The following is a 19,096-nucleotide window of genomic DNA, read 5'->3' on the forward strand; positions in this document are numbered from 1 at the left end:
CCCGCCCGCACCCCCGCCGGCCTCGCCGCCCTGGTCGCCGCCCTCGGCACCGCCGCCTCCGCCCTCTCCGCCCTCAACGCCGCCGTCGCCCTCCTCCTCATCCTCAAGGCCGTCACCCCGCTCTGAACCCGGTGGCGCCCGGGCCGGCCCCCGGTCTACCGTCCGGCCCATGGCCAAACGTCGCTACGTGGCCCGGGGCGTCCCCGGGGGCTACCGGATATGGGACAACAAAGTCGGCCGCTGGTGGGGCGACCACTACGAGCTCTGCCCCGACGCACTCCTCGCCGAGCTCAACGGCGGTGCCGACCCGGCCCGCCTCACCGCCCTCCTCCGGGACCACCGTGCACGGAAGCGCTGACCGCCCCGCACCCTGAGTTGTCCCTGAGGTGCGGTCCCCGGGCGCGTAGACACGCAGCTCAGCGGACACATACCTCGCCGCTCAGCATCACGCGGGGATCGACTCGGCCTTCGATTCGCATAGGCGGGAGCAGGTCGAGCACGGGCAGCGGCACTCGTTCCACCTTCGCGAGCGCCTTGTCCAGCTCGGCCCGGACTCCCTGCACCACCCACTCGTTGAAGTACTTCGAGGTGGTGCTGGCAGAGCCGTACTCCTCACGGAGCATCCGCCAGGAACCGCCGGTTCGGGCCTTGGCGAAGATCGCATCGACCGAGCGGCGCACGCGGTCGCGTCGGCCGATGGGAAGCAGGTGGGAGACCAGCGCCCACTGCTCGTCCGACAGGTCGGCCGCCGGGACGTTTGCTCCGGTGGACTTGTACCAGGACTGCACGGTGCAGACGCGGCCTCCGGCTCGAACCGGCACCGGCCCCTCGAAGAACACCTTCACGTCGAGCAGACCGAGCACCTCGCTCTGCTCCTCCAGCTTCATGTCTACCAGCTGATCCCGAGTCAGGTCAGCGAGCGTTCTGAGGTCACGGGCCAGGCGGTCGGCATCCTCGACCTCGGCCAGCCAGGCGGCGGCCTCGGCGCGCATCCCCTCCAGCTGCTGCAACTCCTCGTTGAGGGCCGTCGTCGCGGTGGCGATGGCGTCTGCGGACTGCTGCTGCTTGGCAGTAGCCACGATCACGGCGGCGATGGACGTCTTCATGGCGTCGATCTGCCGGTCGAGTCCGGCGATCCGCTCCGCGTGCGCCTCCTGATCGCCGTCGGACATGCCGACCCACTCGGCGGCCAGCGCCTCCAGCTTCCGCGAGTCGCTGAGCAGGGTGACGACCTCCGACCAGACACGCTCCTCCACCGCCTCGGCGTCCACGTACGAGCAGTGGCAGACCCCTTGGCCGGGCACGGTGTCGGCCTTGCCACTGCAGCGATAGTTGCGACGACCGTACGAGAGGACTCGCGGCTGATGCCGGTGTACGACGCCTTGCAGAGACCGATCAGCCGGCCCGTGAGCGGGTAGACCGCCCGGTTGCGGCCGCTGGTCTTCGCGCGGGCGGCGACCTTCTGACGGAGCGTGGCGGCCTCGTCCTCGGACAGGATGCGAGGGAGCGCGATCGTCACCGACTCGCCCCACAGCGGCCTGCCGTCAGCATCGGTCTTGGCGTGCGCGCCGCGGAAGATCAGTTCGGCGTCGAGCACCGCCCGGGACATGATCCGATCGCGGAGGTTTGCCACCGACCACGGACGTCCCGAACGGCAGGTGATCCCCTCGGCGTTGAGCCGGATGGCGGCCTGCCGCAGGTTCAGCCCTTCGATCACCACCATGTCGTGGACGCGCTGCACGACGGCACGCTCGGCCTCGTCGACGACCAGCCGCGACTCGCCCTTGACGCCCTTCGCCTCGATTCGGTAGCCGTACGGAGGCCGGTCGCCGATGTGCGGCGAGCCGGGGTCCTCGGCCTTCTCCTGTAGACCGCCCTGGGTCCGCGATCGGATGTTCTCCCACTCGGTCTCGGCGTAGTCGGCCTCCCGCCGCATCTGCGCCCGGCCCTCGGGGGTGGTGTTGTCGATGTTCCGGTTGGTGATGGCGACGAAGATCCCCATGTCCTCCAGCGCCCAGACCCAGCGCCAGAAGGCCCGGCCGACACGGCCGATCCGGTCACCCTTCTCCACCACGACGAGGTCGAACCCGCCGAGCTTCGCGTGCTCCGTCAGCCGGTCGAAGTCGGGGCGTTTGCCCATTTCCTTGGAGCCGGAGACGCCCTCGTCCTTGTACGTGCCGACGTGGTCCCAGCCCTTGTTCGCGATGTGGCGGCTGTTCTTGCGTGCCTGGCTGGCGATGCCGTAGCCAAGCTTCTGTTCCTCGGTGCTCACTCGGAGGTAGTCCACGGCCCGGAGGGCGTGCGGCGTCGTGGCGCGGGCGACCGTAGCGGCCGCGGCGCGTGGGCGTGTGCTTGGATTCGTCACGTCGACTCCTGGACAGTCGGCCGGCCCCGGGACGGTTGCAGCCGTCGCCGGGGCACTCAATGTGGGGCGAGAGTAGGCGAATCACTCGCGGCTTGCTGCTGTTTCCGTGTGAGCGCGAGGACTTGTGGGCCCAGAGGCAGGAGGCGGACGGGCTCGGCCGGGGTCGGATCGGCCCCCTGCGACCACGTCACGGAGACCGTGGGCTGCCGGGTGCGTGCGGGGCGTTGCCTGCGCACGTCCGGCCGATAGAGGGGGCGGCGCCGGAAGCACCCGTCATGCGGTCGGGTCCGGTCGCGAGACGCAGGAGGCAGAGCATGCGAGGCTGAGACCATGAAGGTGCTTGGTTTTGTGCTCAACGTGCTCTGGCTACTCTTCTGCGGCATCTGGATGGCCATCGGGTATGCGATCGCCGGAATTATCTGCTGCGTCCTTATTGTCACCATTCCGTTTGGCGTCGCGGCCTTCCGGATCGCCGGGTACGTGCTGTGGCCGTTCGGGCGAACGACGGTGGAGAAGCCGGACGCCGGTGCGCCCTCCTTCATCGGGAACGTGATCTGGTTCATCTTCGCTGGCTGGTGGCTGGCGCTGGCCCACATCGTGACCAGCATCCCGCTGTTCCTGTCGATCATCGGGATCCCGTTCGGGTGGGCGAACCTGAAGATGATCCCGATCTCGCTGATGCCGTTGGGTCGCGAGGTCGTCTCGACCGACGAGAGGTTCGGCGGTCGCTGAGCGCGGTGGTGGCTGGCGCTGATGCATCTGATCACCAGCATTCCGCTGTTCCTCTCGATCATCGGCATCCCGTTCGGGTGGGCGAACCTCAAGCTCATCCCGGTGTCGCTGACGCCGCTGGGGCGGGAGATCGTGCCGACGGACGAGCCGTGGGGCGGGCGGTAGCGGACGGAACGGGAAGGGCCGGCGGGAGTTCCCGCCGGCCCTTTCGTGGTTGAGGCGCGGGTTCAGGCGCCGGCGAGGGTGGTCAGGGTGGCGCGGGCGGTGCCGAGGGAGGTGGTGGCGAGGTCGCGGTAGGGGGTGAGGGCGGGGATGTCGGTGGCGCGGGTGAGTTCGGCGTGGACGAAGCGGAGGCGGGCGTCCGGGATGCCGAGGTGTTCGGTGAACCAGGCGCGCAGGTACGGGGTCTGGAAGTCGAAGGGTTCGCGCGGGGTGCCGGGGCCGTAGCCGCCGCCGCGGGCGGTGACCACGACGACGCGGGTGGCGGTGAGGCGGCCGGTGTGGGCGCCGGGGAAGGTGATCCGGTCGATCCAGGCCTTGAGGGCGGCGGGGACGGTGAAGTTGTACATCGGGACGCCCAGCAGCAGGGTGTCGGCGGCGTGCAGCTCGGTGATCAGGGGGTGGGTGAGGGACCACTCGTGCTGTTCGTCGGGGGTGGTCGCGAGGGTGTGGACGTCGGGCAGCCGGACGGGGACGGGCTGGCGTTCGACGCGGATGCCGAGGGAGGCGTAGCCGGGGCCGACGAACGGGACCGGGTCGGTGGCGAGGTCGCGGTGGCGGTAGTCGGCGTCCGGGTGGCGGGCCTGCCAGGTGCGGGCGAAGCGGGCGGTCAGACGGCGGCTGACGGACCGGTCGAGCGGGCTGGCGCTGGAGTCGAGGTGGAGCAAGGCGGGCATGGGAGGGCTCCTGGTCACCTTCGGGGAGTGGGCATCGTCAATCCCGTGACGAGGGCGCGGACGGAAAGGTGACCGATGGACGGGCGCGAGGAGCTGGCGGTGCGGTTCGAGGCCGAGCGGGGGCGGCTGGGGGCGGTCGCGCGGCGCATGCTCGGGTCGACGGCGGAGGCCGAGGACGCCGTGCAGGAGGCGTGGCTGCGGCTGGAACGGGTGGACGCGGCGCAGCTGGAGAACCTGCCGGGGTGGCTGACCACGGTGGTGTCGCGGATCTGCCTGGACGTGCTGCGGGGGAGGCGGACGGAGGCGGTGGTGGTCGAGGAGGTGGTGGACGGCCCGGAGGCGGAGGCGGAGCTGGTCGAGGAGGTGGGCCGGGCGATGCTGGTGGTGCTGGACCGGCTGGGCCCGGCGGAGCGGGTCGCCTTCGTGCTGCACGACGGCTTCGCGGTGCCGTTCGAGCAGATCGGGCCGATCGTCGGGCGGAACACGGCGGCCGCGAAGAAGCTGGCGAGCCGGGCCCGGCAGCGGGTCCGGGGCACGGGGGAGGAGTCGGGGTCGGCGGGGGAGGAGTCGGGGTCGGCGCGGCGGGAGGTGGTGGAGGCGTTCCTGGCCGCCGCGCGCGGGGGCGACCTGGACGCGCTGCTCGCCGTGCTCGCTCCGGACGTGGTGCGCCGGGCCGACCCGGCCGCCCTGCCCGCCGGGCGGCCGGTGCTGCTGCGCGGCGCCGGGGCGGTGGCCCGGGAGACGCGGGTGATCGGGCGGCGGGCGCGGTTCGCGGTGCCGGTGCTGGTGGACGGCGAGCTCTGCGCGGCGATCGCGCCGGGCGGACGGCTGCGGCTGCTGCTGCGGTTCGAGGTCGCGGACGGCCGGGTGGCGGGGTTCGAGGTGGTCGCGGACCCGGCGCGGCTGGCGGCGCTGGAGCTCTCGTTGCCCGGCCGGGATGCGCTTTAGCGCGGCTCGTCGGCGAGCTGGACGATCATCTTGCCGGTGTTGGCGCCCTTGAGCATGCCGAGGAAGGCGTCGACGACGTGCTCGAAGCCCCGGACGACTGTCTCGTCCGAGCGGACGGCGCCGGAGCGCAGGTGCGGGACGAGGAAGTCGTACAGCTCGGGGCGGGCGTCGAGGTGGTTCCGGACCAGGAAGCCCTCCAGCCGCAGGCTCTTGCCGACCACGTCGAAGAGGTTGCGCGGTGCGGGGGGCGGCGCCTGGAGGCTGTTGTACTGGGCGACCGCTCCGCACCAGGCGATCCGGCCGCCGTCGCGCAGGGCGTCGATGGCGGCCTCCAGGTGGTCGCCGCCGACGTTGTCGAGGTAGACGTGCAGGCCGTCCGGGGCGGCTTCGCGCAGCCGGTCGGCGATCGGCGCCTCGTGGTAGTCGAAGGCGGCGTCGAAGCCGAGGTGCTCGGTGAGGTGGCGGACCTTGGCGGCGGAGCCCGCGCTGCCGACGATCCGGCCGGCGCCGAGCAGCCGGGCGATCCGGCCGGCGGCGGTGCCGACGCCGCCCGCGGCCGCCGAGACGAAGAGCGTCTCCTCGGGCCGCAGCCGGGCGATCCGGGTCAGGCCGACCCAGGCGGACAGCCCGGTGCCGCCGAGGATGCCCAGGTGGGCGCTGAGCGGGACGCCCGCGAAGTCGGGCAGGACGGTGGCCTCGTCCGGGGTGACCACGGAGAGGGTGCGCCAGGCCCGGCGGTGGTGGACGAGGGTGCCGACCGGCAGCGCGGGCGTCCGGGACTCGACGACCCGGCCCAGGGTGCGGCCCTCCAGCGGGGCGTGCAGCCGCCAGCCGCCGGTTTCCTCCATCTCCTCGCGCATGTACGGGTCGACGGACTGGTGGATGTTCTCGACCAGGGCCTCGCCGGTGGCGAGCGGCGGGACGGTCTCGTCGAGGAAGGCGAAGTTGTCGGCGGTGGGCTCGCCGGTCGGGCGGGAGACGAGGTGGACGACGCGGGCGGTGGGGCGGGACAAGGGGGCTCCAGGGGTGCGAACGGGCGGTGCGAACGGGGCGGTGCGAACGGGCGGTGATGATCACCGTAGGGAGCCGGCGGGCGGCCGGGCAGGGGCCGCCGTCGATGGATGGGCCGGTTCCATGAACGGAATCGATGGATCCGGTAGCGTCGCCGGTATGACCGATCTCGCCCCGCACGAACTGCGCGTCCTGGTCGCCGTGGCCGAGGAACAGGGCTTCACGGCCGCCGCCGCGCGCCTGGACAGCAGCCAGTCCGCCGTCTCGCACGCCGTGCGCGCCTGCGAACGGAAGCTCGGCGCGGTGCTCTTCGAGCGCGGGCGCCACGGCGCGCGCCCGACCGAGGCCGGGGAGCGGGCGGTCGCGTACGCCCGACGGATCCTGCGGCTGCTGGCGGTGATGGGCCCGGAGGTGCGGGCGACCGGTGCGGGCGACCGGGCCGGGGAGGTCACCGGGACGCTGCGGATCGCCGCGTTCCGCAGCGTCGCCGCCCATCTGCTGCCGCCGGTCCTGGCCCGGCTGACCGCCCGCCACCCGGGGCTGACGCCGCGGGTGCGGATCGTCCGCGAGATCGGCCGGGGCACCGCCGGGGAGGTCGCGGACGGCCGGGCCGACCTCGGTCTGGCGACCCTCGACCCCGCCGCGCCGCCGCCCGTCCCCGGTCTGGTCGCGGCCCGGCTGTTCGAGGAGACCTACGCGCTCGCGCACCCGGCCGGGCACCCGGCGCCGCGCGGGCTCCCGCTGGTCGACTGGGACGAGAACTGCGGCTCCTACACCCGGGACTGGTGGGGCCGGCAGGACTGGATCCCGCCCTCGACCATCGACGTCGAGGACGACACGGTGGCCGTCTCCCTGGTCTCCCAGGGCCTGGGGATGGCGATCATGCCCCGGACCGCCCTGCTCGGCGCTCCGCCCGGGCTGGCCGTCACCGACCTCGGCCCGAACCCGCCGAGCCGGTACGTCGGGTACGTGACGACGCCGGAGCTCGCGGGCACGGCGGCGGTGCGGGCGCTGATCCGGGAGCTGCGGGAACTGCGCGGCCGGGAACTGCCCGAGGGGCTGGCGGCGGCCTGAGGCTGCGCGAGCGGCCCGGGACGGCGGCCCGAGGCAGCGGCCCGGGACGGCGGCCCGAGGCGGCGGCCCCGAGTCGGCGTCCGGCGCGGCGGACAGCTCGGCGGACGGCTCAGCGGGCGGCGGCGTCGACCGGCTCGCGTCGCAGCGCCCACGCCGCGGCCGGGGCGGCGCAGACGGCGGCGAGCAGCAGCGCGCCGACCGCCACCGCACCGACCGGCTGCCACGGGGCGACGAACGGGGCGGGCACCCGGAGCACGGCGAGCGCGGCCCGCAGCGAGCCGAGTTGGACGGCGGTGAGCACGCCGCCGAGGACGGCGCCGACCGCTGCCACCAGCACCGCCTCGGCGGTCACCAGCCGGACCACCTGGGCCCGGGTCGCGCCGGCCAGCCGGAGCAGGGCGAGCTCGCGGCGGCGGTCGGCGGTGGCCATCAGCAGGGTGTTGGCGAGCGCGATGCCGGTGTAGCCGACGACCGGGACGAGGAGGAACAGGAGCCGCAGCCTGGTGGTCCGGCGGTCGGGGGCGGCCGCGGCGAGCCACTCCTCGCGGGTGGCCACGGTGGCGTCGTACGGCCGGACAGCGGCTCGGACGGCGGCGCGGACATCGGCCGCCGTCGTCGCGGGGCCGGGCGAGAGGCGCAGGTCGACACGGTCGGGGCGGGCGCCCGGGGCGTTGGCGGCGGTCACGTACAGGCCGTTGTCGGCGAGCCCGTCGCGCAGCACGGCGGCCACTCGCAGGGTCGCCCGGCTGCCGTCGGCGCGGACCACCGGGACCGGCTCGCCGACCGTGGTGTGCCCCCATTCGGCGGGCAGGACGAGGGAGCCGTCGTCGAGTGCGGCGGTCGAGCCGGCCAGCAGGGGCAGCCGGGACAGCGCCGCCAGCCCGGCCGGATCGGTGACCGCCCGGGCCTCGGAGCTGACGGCCACGCCGTCCGGTTCGACGACGGAGAGGGCGGTCGGGCCGGTGGCGGAGAGCGCGGCCACGCCGGGGACGGCGCGCAGCGCCGCGAGCAGCGGGCCGACCGGACCGGCGGCCGGGACGACGACCAGGTCGGCGCCGGTGCGGGCGTGTTCCTCGGCGGTCCGGGCGGCGCCCACCGTGTCCAGCGCGCCCGCCAGCGAACCGGTCAGGGCCACCGCGACCAGCACGGGGGCGGCCACCGCACCCGTCCGGCGGAGCGCGGCGACGGCGTTGGCGCGCACCAGCCGGCCGGCGTACCCGGTGAGACGGGCGGGAAGGGTGCGGCCGAGCACCCGGACCAGCGGCGGGGCGAGCAGCGGGGAGAGCAGGCCGGCCGAGGCGATCAGCCACATCGGCCGGGTGGTCCAGGTCTTGCGGTGCAGCAGGTCGGCGGGGTCGGTGACGAGCGCGGCGACGGCCAGGGCGGCGGCGGTGAGCAGCAGGCCGAGGCCGATGAGGAGCCGTCCGGCGGTCAGGACGCCGGTGTCGAGGTCGGCCGCGCGCAGGGCGTCCAGCGGTCCGGTCCGGCCGGCCCGGCGGGCGGCTGCGAAGACGCCGGCGAGGGCGACCAGCAGCCCGGTGCCGAACGCGGTGGGCAGCGGCCACCAGGCGGGGACGACGGCGAGGCCGGGCGGGACCAGGCCGGCCCCGGACAGCCACCGGAGCAGCGCGGGAGCGGCGAGCCGGCCGAGCAGACAGCCGGTGGCGGAGGCGGCGGCGCCGAGCAGCAGCGCCTCGGCGAGCACGGTGCGGCGGACCTGCGCGCGGGTGGCGCCGGCGAGGCGGAGCAGACCGAGTTCGCGGCGGCGCTGGGCGACCGCGAAGGAGTAGGTGGAGGCGACGACGAACGCCGAGACGAACGCGCTCACCCCGGCGGCGGTGCCCAGCGCCGCGACCGCCGCGGTCAGGTCGGCCCCGCCGGCGGAGCCGGTCGTGCGGGCGGGGTCCGTCGCGGCGGCGAGGCCGAGCAGCATGGCGGCGGTCGTCGCGACGCCGAGGGCGAGCGCGAGGAAGGCACCGAGCAGTGACACCCGGCGGGCCCGCAGGGACTTGAGTGCGATCCGCAGCATTCTCATGGCGTCCAGCGAACCGCCGCGGGGTGGGGCGGGTCAGCAGGGCCAGGGCCACTCCGCGAGGTGGGGCCAGCCCTACCCCCGCAGGGAGCGCGCGGAAAGTCGGCCCCGTCGACCTCCCGTGCGGAAGCCCCGTCGACCTCCGGTGCGAAAGCCCCGCCGACCTCCGTGCGGAAGGTGGCCCTGGCCCTACCGACGGCCGCCGGGCCGGAACCCTAGGGTGGGTGCGACGGCCGGGGCGGGGAGGGGTTCGATGGGCGGCGGGTGGTGGGAACCGGTGCTGCGACCGGGGTTCCCTCGGTCGGCGGAGCGGTGGCGCGCGTGGGCGCGGTGGCGGGCGGTGGCGCCGTGGCGGGCAGCCGGGTACCTGCTGGCGACCGGACTGACCGGACTGCTGCTCTGCGCCGGGCTGCTGGTCTCGGCGGCGGTCGGCGGCGTGCTGGCGGCGCTGCTGGTCGGCCTGCCGCTGCTGGCGGCACTCGCCCTGGTCGGCCTGCCGGTCGCGGCCTGGGAGCGCCGGCTCGCCCGGTTCCTGGACGGCCGCCGGGTGCCGGACCCGCACCGCGTCCCCGACCGCCCGGGCCTGGCGGCCTGGCTGCGGCTGCGCTACCGGGAGCGGGCGACCTGGCGCGAGCTGGGCTTCACCCTGCTCTCCGCCTTCGTGCTCTGGCCGGTCGACCTGACGGTGGTCGGCGGCGCCCTCGCCGTCCCCGGCTGCCTGCTGGCCGCCGCGCCGCTGCTGCTGCTCGACGGCGAGCAGGTGAAGGTGCTGAAGCTCTGGGAGGTCCACTCGCTCGGGACGGCGGTCCTGTGCGGGCTGGCCGGTCTCGCCCTGCTGCCGCTCCTCGGCCGCCCGCTGGCGCTGGTGGCGGCCGCCCGGGCGGGACTGGTCCGGCGGCTGCTCGGGCCCGGCCGGGAGGAGCGGCGGATCGGCGAACTCGTCCGCTCCCGCGCCCGGCTGGTGGACGCCTTCGAGGCGGAGCGGCGCCGGATCGAACGGGACCTGCACGACGGCGCCCAGCAGCGCCTGGTGGCCCTGCGGATGACGCTCGGCCTCGCCCGTCTGGACGCCCCGGCGGACGGCCCGCTGGCCGCCCGGCTCACCGAGGCGCACCGGGAGGCCGGTGAGGTGCTCGCCGAACTGCGGGAGCTGATCAACGGCATCCACCCCCGGGTGCTCACCGACCGGGGTCTGCCGGAAGCCTGCGCGGACGCCGCGGACCGCTCGCCGGTGCCGGTCAGCACCCGCTTCGCGCTGCCCGGCCGGTTCCCCGCGCCGGTCGAGTCGGCCGGCTGGTTCGCCGTCACCGAGGCCCTCGCCAATGTCGCCAAGCACAGTGGCGCGGGTACGGCGAGCGTCGAGGGCCGGTACGCGGACGGGCGGTTGACCATCGAGGTGGCCGACGACGGCTGCGGCGGCGCCGACCCCGGGCGCGGCACCGGACTGACGGGGCTGGCCGACCGGGTCGCGGTCGTGGACGGCACACTGACGGTGAGCAGTCCGCCCGGCGGACCGACGCTGGTGCGGGTGGAGATCCCCTGCACCCCGGCCGACGGAGGGGAACCGGCCCGATGGACCTGAGGATCGTGATCGCGGAGGACGGCGTCCTGCTCCGGGAGGGGATGGTCGGCCTGCTGGCCCGGTTCGGGCACCGGGTGGTGGCCGCCGTCGGCGACGCCGGGGCATTGCGCGCGGCGGTCGAGGAACACGAGCCGGACCTCGTCGTCACCGACGTCCGGATGCCGCCGGGGCAGAGCGACGAGGGGTTGCGCGCGGCCGTCGCCCTGCGCGAGCGGCGCCCGGGCCAGCCGGTCCTGGTGGTCAGCCAGTACGTGCAGCGCTCGTACGCGGCGGATCTGCTGGACTCCGGGGACGGCTCCGGCGTCGGCTATCTGCTGAAGGACCGGATCGGCCAGATCGAGGAGTTCGTGGCCGCGGTCACCGAGGTGGCGGCGGGCGGGACGGTGGTCGACCCGGAGGTGGTCCGGCAGCTGCTGCGCCGCCGCCGGGACCCGCTGGAGCGGCTGACCCCGCGTGAGCGGGAGGTGCTGGCGCTGATGGCGGAGGGCCGGTCGAACGCGGCGATCTGCCGGGCGCTGGTGGTGTCGGAGGCGGCGGTGGGCAAGCACATCGGCAACATCCTGATGAAGCTGGACCTGCCCCCGGCCGAGGAGACGCACCGCCGGGTGCTGGCCGTGCTGGAGTTCCTGCGCGCCTGACGGGCCGGGCGCGGCCCGAGGCGGCCTGCCCGAGCCTCAGGCGCGGCCGGCCGCCGGGTCGTCCGCGTCGGCGAGATCCGCGTCCGCGAGATCCGCGCCCGCGCGCTCCGGCTCGGCGTGCTCCGGCTCCGCGCGGTCCAGCGCCGCGCGGAGCCCGGCGAACTCCGCCGCCAGCGCGTCCAGGGTGTAGTGGGCGTTGAGGCCGCTGGGGTTGGGGAGCACCCACACGGCGGTGTCCCCGATGCCCTGCTCCTGCCGTCCGATCGACGCCGCCCGCCGGCCGAAGGCGGTGCGGTAGGCGCCGATGCCGAGGACCGCCAGGGCGCGCGGCCGCAGCCGCAGCACCCGCTCGGCGAGCGCCGCGCCGCCCGCGCGCAGTTCCTCGGCGGTCAGCTCGTCGGCCTTGGCGGTGGCGCGCGGGGCGACGTTGGTGATGCCGAGGCCGAGGCCGAGCAGCTGCCGCTGCTCGTCCGGGCGGAACTGCCGGGGCGTGAAGCCGGAGCGGTGCAGCGCGGGCCAGAAGCGGTTGCCGGGCCGGGCGAAGTGGTGGCCGGTGGCGCCGGACCACAGCCCGGGGTTGATGCCGCAGAACAGGACGCGCAGACCGGGGGCGGTGATGTCCTCGATCGTGCTGTCACGGGCGGCGAGCAGCTGCTCGGCGGTCGGCTTGGGCACCGCGCCCGGCGCGGGGGCCCTGGTCGGCTTCTCGGTCACGGGTCCAGTCTGCCGGTGCCGACCGTCGTCCGGACGCCCGCCCCGGCGGCCGCCGCCGGAGCCGGCCTGCTCGCCGCCAGCGACCTGGTCCGCCGCCGTTCCCGCAGCCACCGCACGCCGTACACCGCCGCCGCCGCGTAGGCCCAGCCGACGAAGACGTCCACCAGGAAGTGCTCCGCCCCGTACACCAGGGTGAAGGTCATCGCGAGCGGGTAGGCGACCAGCAGCACCCGCAGCCAGCGGGCGGCGGTCGGCCAGAAGAAGAACAGCAGCATCGCCGGGTACGCCGAGTGCAGCGAGGGCATCGCCGCGACGTCGTTGGCGAACTGGCTGCCGTTCTCGAACACCGAGGCGGCCCGCGGCAGTCCGCTCTGGCCGAGCACGTCCGAGACCACCCGGGTCAGGGCCGGCAGGTGCCCCTCCTGGGAGGCCAGCCACGGCGGCACCGCCGGGTAGAGGATGTACGTCGCGAAGCCGGCGAAGGTCAGCACCAGGTAGCAGGTGAGCAGGTGCCGGAACCGGTCGTGGCGGCGGCGCCAGAGCACCGCGAGCACCACGAAGACCATGAAGAAGTGCGACATGTAGACGGTGACCGCGGCGTAGTCGTACCAGTGCGGCGAGCCGGGCGTCCAGAGCCCGTGCTGGAGCCGGACCGTCAGGGTCTCCCCGAAGCCGAGGAGTTCGTCGGCACGCTGCTGCGGCCACAGGTACGGGCCCCAGGGGGTGCGCGCGCCGTAGCCCCGCAGCAGCGAGTACGTCCAGACGACGGCCATCACCGGGACCCAGTCGCGCAGCACCAGCAGGAAGCCGCGCGGACCGTGCCCGCTGTGCACACCGGCGGCCAGCAGCGCGCCGATCAGCCACAGGAAGACCAGGTCATTGGTGTACGGCAGGCCGTAGGCCCGCAGGTACCACAGCAGGGCGGCGAGGTAGAGCGGCCACGCCAGCAGCCGGAGCCGGGCGGCGGCGCCGGTGCGCGGGCCGCTCCGGGAGCCGGTGGCCGGACGCAGCCGCCCGGCGCTCGCGGACGGGTCGGGCGGCGCCGGGCGGAGCATTCTGGTCATGCCGGTCGAAGCTAGCAAGGCATTCTTGGAGAACTCTCGGTGCGAACGTCCGGTCCGTTCAGGAAGGGTTCAGAATTGCCCCGGTTGGTGCAGTGCGGCGACGGCCGACCGGGTGGCCCGGGCCGGCCTCAGGAGACGGTGCCGAGCTCGTGCGGGGTGTTGTTGAACCGTCGGCCGCCCTGCTCGGTGACCGTGACGATGTCCTCGATCCGCACCCCGAACCGGCCCGGCAGGTAGACGCCGGGCTCGATCGAGAAGCACATGCCGGGGACGAGCGGCTGCTGCTCGCCCTCGACCAGGTACGGCGGCTCGTGCGTGGTGATGCCGATTCCGTGGCCGGTGCGGTGGATGAAGTACTCGCCGTACCCGGCCTCGGTGATGACCCGGCGGGCGATCCGGTCGATCTCCTGGCAGGCGACCCCGGGGCGGACGGCCTCGAACGCGGTCTGCTGCGCCTGCCGGACGATGTCGTGGACTTTCCGCACCTCGTCCGGGACGTCGGTGCCGACGTGCACGGTGCGGGTGGTGTCGGAGCCGTAGCCGTCCTTGAGGCCGCCGAAGTCCAGGACGACGGTGTCGCCGGTCCCGATGATCCGCTCGCCGGCCTCGTGGTGCGGGTTGGCGCCGTTGGGGCCGGAGCCGACCACGGTGAAGTCGACCTGGCTGTGCCCGTACTGGATCAGCAGCGCGCTGAGGTCGGCGGCCACGTCGGTCTCCCGGCGGCCGGCGAACTCCACCTCCAGGATGCCCCGGTAGGCGGCGTCGGCGGCGCCGCCGGCCGCGGCGAGGCGCTCCAGCTCGTCGGGGCCCTTGACCGCGCGCAGCATCGGCAGGGTCTCGGTGAGCGAGGTCCAGCCGGTGCCCGGCAGGGCGGACTGGAGGCCGAGCAGGTGCATCGCCCAGGTGTTGTCGGAGACGCCGTACCGCCCGGCCGGGTCGAGCAGCGGGACGGCGGCGGCGTACGGGTCCTGGCCGTCGGTCCAGTCGAGCAGCCGGACGGCGGGGGCGCCCTCGGCCCGCTCGGCGTCGGGGCGCTCCAGGGCGGGGACGATCAGCACGGGCTCGCGTCCGGCGGTGAGGACGAGGGCGGTGAGCCGTTCGGTGACCGCGGTCGGCCGGTAGCCGGTCAGGTGGACGAGGTCGGGGCCGGGGGCGACGACCAGTCCGGCGAGTCCGGCGGCGGTGGCGGCGGCGGTGGCCCGGTCGAGGCGGGTGCGGTAGTCCTCGGTGGTGAAGGGGCGGGGCATGCGGGACTCTCCAGGCGGGGGCATGCGGGTCTCCTGACTGTGCGGGGACGGTCGACGGGCGGGCCGGTTGCACGTCGACTCCAGCACGGGTGGTGCCTGTTCGTCACGGGCGCGGGTCGTGGTGAGCGTGGTTCGTCACGGCCGGTGCGAGTCGGCGTAGTGCCGGAGGAAGAGCGCCTCGACGTTGGCCATGTGCTCGATCTCGGCGGGGTCGACGCTCTCGTTGGGCGCGTGGATGAGGCAGCGCGGCTCCTCGACGCCCATCAGGATGATCTCCGCCTCCGGGAAGGCCTGGGCGAACACATTGCAGAGCGGGATCGAGCCGCCCTGGCCCAGGAAGGACATCGGCCGCCCGTAGACCTCCTGCATCGCCTTGTCGAGCGCCGAGTACGCCGGCCCGCCGGTGGCGGCGCGGAACGGCGAACCGGTGCTCTCCGGGGCCACCTCGATCCGCACCCCCCACGGCGCGGCGGCCTCCAGGTGGGCGGTGAGCGCGTCCCGGGCCGCGCCCGGGTCGGTCCCGGGCGGGACGCGCAGGCTGACGCGGGCCCGGGCGGTGGCGGGGATCGCGGCGGCGGACCCCACCACCGGCGGGCAGTCGATGCCGAGCACGGTGACGGCGGGCCGGGCCCACAGCCGGTCGGCGACGGTACCGGAGCCGGTCAGCCGGACCCCTTCCAGCACGCCCGCGTCGGCGCGGAACTGCTGTTCGTCGTAGCCGGCCCCGACCCAGGTGCCGGTGCAGTCCAGCCCGTCGATCCGGGTGCCGCCGTCGGCGTCGCGCAGCGAGTCGAGCACCCGGACCAGCGCGGCCAGCGCGTCCGGGGCCGGGCCGCCGAACATGCCGGAGTGCATGTCGCCGCCGAGCGCGGAGACGGTGACCACCACGTTCGCCAGCCCGCGCAGCGAGGTGGTGGCGGTGGGGACGCCGACGGCGGCGTTCCCGGTGTCGCAGACCAGCAGCGCGTCGGCGTGCAACTCGCCGGCGTGCGGCGGCACGTACGCCTCCAGGCCGCCGGTGCCCTGCTCCTCCGAGCCCTCCACGACCAGCTTGAGGCCGACCGGCAGGTCGTCGCCGAGGGCCCGCAGCGCGGTGAGGTGCATGACGATGTTGCCCTTGCAGTCGGCGGTGCCGCGCCCGTACCAGCGGCCGTCGCGTTCGGTGAGCTCGAACGGCGGGGAGGTCCAGGCGGCGTCGTCGAGCGGGGGCTGGACGTCGTAGTGGGCGTAGAGCAGGACGGTCGGCGCGCCGGGCGGCGGCGGGCGGTGGCCCACCACGGCGTGGCTGCCGTCCGGGGTCTCCTCCAGGTGGACGTCGCGCAGTCCGGCCTCGGTGAAGGCCGCGGCGACCCACTCCGCGGCCCGGCGGCAGTTCTCGGGCGGGTACTGGCGCGGGTCGGCGACGGAGGGGAGGGCGACCAGCTCGGCGAGGTCGGCCTTGGCCCGCGGCATCAGGTCGGCGATCCGGCGGGCGAGTTCGTCGGTCATGGGGGGCTCCTCCGGGAGCGGTGGCCGGGCGTCAGTTGCGGACGGTGTCGTGGAGCTTGAGGTCGTCGATCTTGTCCTTGATGGCGGCGAGCTTGTCCGGGCAGTACACCGAGAGCACGATCGACTCGGCGAAGACCACCTCGCGGTCGGAGAGCACCGGGCGCTGGCCCGGGCCGGCCGCGCCGTTGGACATGCCGTACGTCCACTGCGCCTGCTTCAGCGCGTTGGCCGGGTCCTCGCAGACGGCGCCGCCGTCCTCGCCCAGGGTGTGCACGATCTGGTTCTGCGTCGGCACCGGGTAGCCGGCGGCGCTCAGCGCCTCGCTCAGCTGCTGGGCCTTGCGGTTGGCCTCGTTGGTCTGGTGCAGCTGGGTGTAGGTGAGCAGGCCGGTGATCAGCATGCCGACCAGCAGGACGATCGCGCCGAGGTAGATCCAGCGGTGCCGGGAGGCCATCAGGCTGGTCATGCCGCACCTCCGTCCTTGCGGGGACCGTCCGCCCCGGCGTCGCCGAGTTCGGCGGCCTCCTGGGCGGCGAGCTCGGCCTGCGCCTCGGGCGAGCGCCACGTCGGCTTGCGCAGCCGCAGGAACAGGTACGGGATCAGCAGGCCCAGCACCACCAGGCCGCTGCCGACGATCAGCACGTACGACCAGGCCGAGCCGCTGCCGAACTGCGAGGAGGGCACGAAGCCGATCGCCATCGCCGCCGCCGAGGACACGAGGCCGGTGACGGCGATCGGCACCAGCGCCGGCGCGTGGTAGCCGCGCGGGTGGTCGGGCTGGGTGCGGCGGAGCCGGATCGCCGCGGCGAACATCAGCAGGTAGACGATCAGGTACACCTGGGTGGTGATCACCGAGAAGACCCAGTAGGCGCTGGAGACGTTCGGGATCAGCGCGTAGGCGAGGGCGATGACGGTGGTGACCACACCCTGGGTGACCAGCAGGTTCTGCTGGACGCCCTCCTTGTTGAGCCGCTGCAGGAACGGCGGGAGGTAGCCCTCCTGGCGGGAGATCATCAGCAGGCCCTTGGACGGCCCGGCGAGCCAGGTGAGCATGCCGCCGAGCGAGGCGGCGACCAGCGCCACCGCGATCACCGGGGTCAGCCAGCCGATGTGGAAGTACTGGAAGAAGGAGTCGAAGGCCTGCATCACGCCGGCCGTCAGGCTCAGCTCGGCGGACGGCACCACCCAGCTGATCGCCAGCGCCGGGAGGATGAAGATCGCCAGCACCATCCCCGAGGCGGTGAACATCGCGCGCGGGAACTCCTTGGCGGGGGAGCGCAGCGAGGAGACGTGCACCGCGTTCATCTCCATGCCGGAGTAGCTGAGGAAGTTGTTGACGATCAGCACCAGGCTGGCCAGGCCGGTCCACTGCGGGAAGATGTGCGAGGCGTCCATCGGCGCGGCGGACTGGTTGCCCTGGCCGAGGAAGACCATGCCGAGCACGACGAGCAGCGTGCCGGGGATCAGCGTCCCGATGACCAGGCCCATCGAGGAGAGCCCGGCCACCGCCTTGGTGCCCCGGGAGGACACCCAGACGCCGGCCCAGTAGAGCACCATGATCACGATCGCGGTGTACAGGCCGTTGCTCGCCAGTGCCGGGTTGACCACATAGGCGATGGTCGAGGCCACGTACGCGAGCAGGGACGGGTAGTAGAAGATCGTCATCGCGAACTGGCACCAGACGGCCAGGAAGCCGAGCGGCTTCGACAGGCCCTCCGACACCCAGCGGTAGACGCCGCCCTCCCAGCCGGACGCCAGCTCGGCCGAGACCAGCGCGGTCGGCAGCAGGAAGACGACGGCCGGGAGCAGGTAGAGGAAGACGCAGGCGAGGCCGTAGACCGCCATGGTGGGCGCGGCGCGCAGGCTGGCCACCGAACTGGTGGTCATCAGGGCGAGCGTCAGCCAGGACATCCGGGGCGCGTTCGCGATCCTGGTGGCCACCGCACCGGTGCGCTCGCGGGCCGTCCGCGGCGAGGGGCCGTCCGGTGCGCCGCCGTCCGGTGCGCCGCCGGACGTGCCCCCGCCGGGTGCGCCGCCGCGGGGTGCGCTGCCGCCGGGACTGCCCCGGCCGGACGACGGTATGTCCATGGAACTCATGGGTCCTCCTGGGGTGGCCCGACAGCACTGGTCCGGGGGTGGCCCCGGGGCGGGCCGTACCCGGCCAGTTCACCCGGTTGGCGAGGCGGCCGCATGCGGCGTGCGTCCGCCCGGGTGAGCGGTGGTCAGGAGGACGGTGGTCAGGAGGGCGGTAGGGGGTCGGTGGTCAGGGGGCGGGGGCGGGGCCGCGCCGGGTCGCGCTGACGGCCGCTCCGGCTTCGGCTCCGGCCCCGACCTCGGCCCTGTCGCCCCTTGTCGGCTCCCGGAACGACGGCGGGCCGGGCACGGAATCGTAAACGCCGGGCGGACTGTCGGTGCCATGGTTCAGGATGACTGAATGTCATACGAACTTCAGGCGCTGATCGGCCCGGCGGAGCTGGTCGCGGTGGCGGCCGCCGAGGTTCCGGCCGCCCGCCCGCGGCCGCTCGCCCAGGGGCTGGCGCTGATACCGGCGACCCCCGAGTTCCTGGCCGCCTTCCGCGGCGGCGAGGGAGCTCCGCCCGCCCCGGGGACCCCGTCCGCTCCGGCGGCTCCGCGCGCGGTCGGCACGGTTCCGTTCGACTGGTTCCCGGACGGCCTCGAACGCCGGCTCGCTGCCTGGTCCAAGGCCGCGCCGATCGCCTGCGTCGAGGCCGACTACTTCGGCGGCACCGGAACCCAGCGCGCCGCCGTCTGGGCCGACGGCCGGCTCGACCTCGGCCCCATCACCAGCGACGAGTTCGAACCCTTCCCGCCCGAGGGCAGCCCGATCTCCCGGGCCCTGCGGCGGCTCGGCGCCCAGGTGGGGGAGGGCGGCGGCGCCCGCGACGAGTTCGACGCGGTCGGGCTCGGGGCCCACCGGGCCACGGCCTCCTGGGTCCCCGGCAGCTGACGTCCGGCCGGTCGGACGTCCGGCCGCCAGCCCTCCCACCCACCGCGTGTCGCCGCGTGTCGCCGCGTGTCGTGCACCGTTCGGCGTACACGCGGTGGCTGGGCCAACGGGGCTGCCCCACGGTGTGAATCGGGCCTGACGCCCGATCTCCGATCGAGCCTGACGCCCGATCTGCACCGAGAGGAAAGCATCCCCCATGCGCACCACCTGGATGGCCGCCGCGCTGACCGCAGCCCTTGCGCTGACCCCGGTCGCGACAGCCTCCGCCGCCGTCGGCAACGGAGCCGACGCCCCCCACCGCACGACCTTCTCCATCACCCCCGTCACCGTCCCCGGC

The 19,096-nt window shown here is 74.6% G+C and carries 18 protein-coding genes and 1 pseudogene; 8 read left to right on the forward strand and 11 right to left on the reverse strand.

The genetic code is table 11. The features are described 5' to 3' along the window. Positions 1-169: 169 nt before the first annotated feature. Positions 170-358, forward strand: coding sequence for a hypothetical protein (locus tag ADK60_RS11315; protein WP_053645345.1), 189 nt, complete (start codon positions 170-172; stop codon positions 356-358). 58 nt (positions 359-416) lie between these two features. Here the strand turns inward: ADK60_RS11315 and ADK60_RS43260 are convergent, their stop codons facing one another. After that, entirely contained in the window at positions 417-1,172 is a 756-nt protein-coding gene (locus ADK60_RS43260) for a transposase (protein WP_053645347.1), read from the reverse strand. After that, positions 1,103-2,272, reverse strand: a complete 1,170-nt coding sequence (locus ADK60_RS43265) for a recombinase family protein (protein ID WP_159400392.1) — start codon at positions 2,270-2,272, stop codon at positions 1,103-1,105. The genes ADK60_RS43260 and ADK60_RS43265 overlap by 70 nt, the downstream gene beginning before the upstream one ends. A gap of 423 nt (positions 2,273-2,695) precedes the next feature. Here ADK60_RS43265 and ADK60_RS11330 point away from each other — a divergent pair, with 423 nt between their 5' ends. Both ADK60_RS11330 and ADK60_RS41720 read left to right on the forward strand, forming a co-directional pair. Next, on the forward strand, positions 2,696-3,097 hold the full coding sequence (locus ADK60_RS11330) for a YccF domain-containing protein (protein ID WP_053645351.1): 402 nt from the start codon (positions 2,696-2,698) through the stop codon (positions 3,095-3,097). Beyond that, positions 3,098-3,262, forward strand: a pseudogene (locus ADK60_RS41720) (YccF domain-containing protein); the annotation flags it as partial. It abuts the gene before it with no gap. A gap of 62 nt (positions 3,263-3,324) precedes the next feature. Here the strand turns inward: ADK60_RS41720 and ADK60_RS11335 are convergent. Next, positions 3,325-3,993, reverse strand: coding sequence for an FMN-dependent NADH-azoreductase (locus ADK60_RS11335; protein WP_053645353.1), 669 nt, complete (start codon positions 3,991-3,993; stop codon positions 3,325-3,327). A 75-nt stretch (positions 3,994-4,068) separates the two neighbouring features. Here ADK60_RS11335 and ADK60_RS11340 point away from each other — a divergent pair, with 75 nt between their 5' ends. After that, positions 4,069-4,941, forward strand: a complete 873-nt coding sequence (locus tag ADK60_RS11340; RefSeq protein WP_053645355.1) for a sigma-70 family RNA polymerase sigma factor — start codon at positions 4,069-4,071, stop codon at positions 4,939-4,941. On the opposite strand, the gene ADK60_RS11345 is transcribed toward ADK60_RS11340, so the two are convergent. Continuing rightward, positions 4,938-5,954, reverse strand: coding sequence for an NADP-dependent oxidoreductase (locus ADK60_RS11345; protein WP_053645357.1), 1,017 nt, complete (start codon positions 5,952-5,954; stop codon positions 4,938-4,940). The two genes, ADK60_RS11340 and ADK60_RS11345, sit on opposite strands and share 4 nt — an antisense overlap. A gap of 157 nt (positions 5,955-6,111) precedes the next feature. Here ADK60_RS11345 and ADK60_RS11350 point away from each other — a divergent pair, with 157 nt between their 5' ends. Beyond that, positions 6,112-7,026: a LysR family transcriptional regulator gene (locus ADK60_RS11350; protein WP_053645359.1), complete on the forward strand. Its 915-nt coding sequence runs from the start codon at positions 6,112-6,114 to the stop codon at positions 7,024-7,026. Between the two features lie 109 nt (positions 7,027-7,135). Here ADK60_RS11350 and ADK60_RS11355 read toward each other — a convergent pair whose 3' ends face one another. Next, positions 7,136-9,055, reverse strand: coding sequence for an FtsX-like permease family protein (locus ADK60_RS11355; protein WP_053645360.1), 1,920 nt, complete (start codon positions 9,053-9,055; stop codon positions 7,136-7,138). 256 nt (positions 9,056-9,311) lie between these two features. Here ADK60_RS11355 and ADK60_RS11360 point away from each other — a divergent pair, with 256 nt between their 5' ends. Both ADK60_RS11360 and ADK60_RS11365 read left to right on the forward strand, forming a co-directional pair. Further along, positions 9,312-10,640 (forward strand): sensor domain-containing protein, encoded by a 1,329-nt coding sequence (locus ADK60_RS11360; protein WP_079008250.1) that lies wholly within the window; start codon positions 9,312-9,314, stop codon positions 10,638-10,640. Further along, on the forward strand, positions 10,631-11,278 hold the full coding sequence (locus tag ADK60_RS11365) for a response regulator (protein WP_199839645.1): 648 nt from the start codon (positions 10,631-10,633) through the stop codon (positions 11,276-11,278). Before ADK60_RS11360 ends, ADK60_RS11365 begins: the two co-directional genes overlap by 10 nt. Positions 11,279-11,314: 36 nt before the next feature. On the opposite strand, the gene mug is transcribed toward ADK60_RS11365, so the two are convergent. From mug to gadC, 6 genes are all read right to left on the reverse strand, one after another. Then, positions 11,315-11,953 carry a G/U mismatch-specific DNA glycosylase gene (mug, locus tag ADK60_RS11370; RefSeq protein ID WP_079008253.1) on the reverse strand — a complete coding sequence of 213 codons (639 nt, stop codon included), beginning with the start codon at positions 11,951-11,953 and terminating at the stop codon, positions 11,315-11,317. 35 nt (positions 11,954-11,988) lie between these two features. Then, entirely contained in the window at positions 11,989-13,056 is a 1,068-nt protein-coding gene (locus ADK60_RS11375; protein ID WP_079008251.1) for a phosphatase PAP2 family protein, read from the reverse strand. 128 nt (positions 13,057-13,184) lie between these two features. Next, complete coding sequence (locus ADK60_RS11380; protein WP_053645367.1) at positions 13,185-14,327, reverse strand: aminopeptidase P family protein; 1,143 nt, start codon at positions 14,325-14,327, stop codon at positions 13,185-13,187. A 111-nt stretch (positions 14,328-14,438) separates the two neighbouring features. After that, positions 14,439-15,791 (reverse strand): dipeptidase, encoded by a 1,353-nt coding sequence (locus ADK60_RS11385; protein WP_053645369.1) that lies wholly within the window; start codon positions 15,789-15,791, stop codon positions 14,439-14,441. Between the two features lie 31 nt (positions 15,792-15,822). Continuing rightward, positions 15,823-16,257, reverse strand: a complete 435-nt coding sequence (locus ADK60_RS11390; protein WP_045937851.1) for a hypothetical protein — start codon at positions 16,255-16,257, stop codon at positions 15,823-15,825. Then, on the reverse strand, positions 16,254-17,702 hold the full coding sequence (gene gadC, locus ADK60_RS11395) for a glutamate/gamma-aminobutyrate antiporter GadC (RefSeq protein WP_234371038.1): 1,449 nt from the start codon (positions 17,700-17,702) through the stop codon (positions 16,254-16,256). The genes ADK60_RS11390 and gadC overlap by 4 nt, the downstream gene beginning before the upstream one ends. Before the next feature lie 523 nt (positions 17,703-18,225). On the opposite strand from gadC, the gene ADK60_RS11400 reads away from it, so the two are divergent. Then, positions 18,226-18,759 carry a hypothetical protein gene (locus ADK60_RS11400; protein ID WP_053645371.1) on the forward strand — a complete coding sequence of 178 codons (534 nt, stop codon included), beginning with the start codon at positions 18,226-18,228 and terminating at the stop codon, positions 18,757-18,759. The last annotated feature ends 337 nt before the right edge of the window (positions 18,760-19,096 follow it).

It is taken from the genome of Streptomyces sp. XY431, from assembly GCF_001279805.1.
Taxonomy (GTDB): Bacteria; Actinomycetota; Actinomycetes; order Streptomycetales; family Streptomycetaceae; genus Kitasatospora; species Kitasatospora purpeofusca.

Excerpts from the sequence above, each read along its gene's own strand:
- ADK60_RS11315 (WP_053645345.1), top strand. The coding sequence starts at position 170 with ATGGCCAAACGTCGCTACGTGGCCCGGGGCGTCCCCGGGGGCTACCGG.
- ADK60_RS11400 (WP_053645371.1), top strand. The coding sequence starts at position 18,226 with ATGTCATACGAACTTCAGGCGCTGATCGGCCCGGCGGAGCTGGTCGCG.
- ADK60_RS11330 (WP_053645351.1), top strand. The coding sequence starts at position 2,696 with ATGAAGGTGCTTGGTTTTGTGCTCAACGTGCTCTGGCTACTCTTCTGC.
- ADK60_RS11365 (WP_199839645.1), top strand. The coding sequence starts at position 10,631 with ATGGACCTGAGGATCGTGATCGCGGAGGACGGCGTCCTGCTCCGGGAG.
- ADK60_RS11390 (WP_045937851.1), bottom strand. The coding sequence starts at position 16,257 with ATGACCAGCCTGATGGCCTCCCGGCACCGCTGGATCTACCTCGGCGCG.
- ADK60_RS11385 (WP_053645369.1), bottom strand. The coding sequence starts at position 15,791 with ATGACCGACGAACTCGCCCGCCGGATCGCCGACCTGATGCCGCGGGCC.
- ADK60_RS11380 (WP_053645367.1), bottom strand. The coding sequence starts at position 14,327 with ATGCCCCCGCCTGGAGAGTCCCGCATGCCCCGCCCCTTCACCACCGAG.
- ADK60_RS11355 (WP_053645360.1), bottom strand. The coding sequence starts at position 9,055 with ATGCTGCGGATCGCACTCAAGTCCCTGCGGGCCCGCCGGGTGTCACTG.
- ADK60_RS43260 (WP_053645347.1), bottom strand. The coding sequence starts at position 1,172 with ATGTCCGACGGCGATCAGGAGGCGCACGCGGAGCGGATCGCCGGACTC.
- gadC (WP_234371038.1), bottom strand. The coding sequence starts at position 17,702 with ATGTCCTGGCTGACGCTCGCCCTGATGACCACCAGTTCGGTGGCCAGC.
- ADK60_RS11360 (WP_079008250.1), top strand. The coding sequence starts at position 9,312 with ATGGGCGGCGGGTGGTGGGAACCGGTGCTGCGACCGGGGTTCCCTCGG.
- ADK60_RS11340 (WP_053645355.1), top strand. The coding sequence starts at position 4,069 with ATGGACGGGCGCGAGGAGCTGGCGGTGCGGTTCGAGGCCGAGCGGGGG.
- ADK60_RS11375 (WP_079008251.1), bottom strand. The coding sequence starts at position 13,056 with ATGACCAGAATGCTCCGCCCGGCGCCGCCCGACCCGTCCGCGAGCGCC.
- ADK60_RS11335 (WP_053645353.1), bottom strand. The coding sequence starts at position 3,993 with ATGCCCGCCTTGCTCCACCTCGACTCCAGCGCCAGCCCGCTCGACCGG.
- ADK60_RS11350 (WP_053645359.1), top strand. The coding sequence starts at position 6,112 with ATGACCGATCTCGCCCCGCACGAACTGCGCGTCCTGGTCGCCGTGGCC.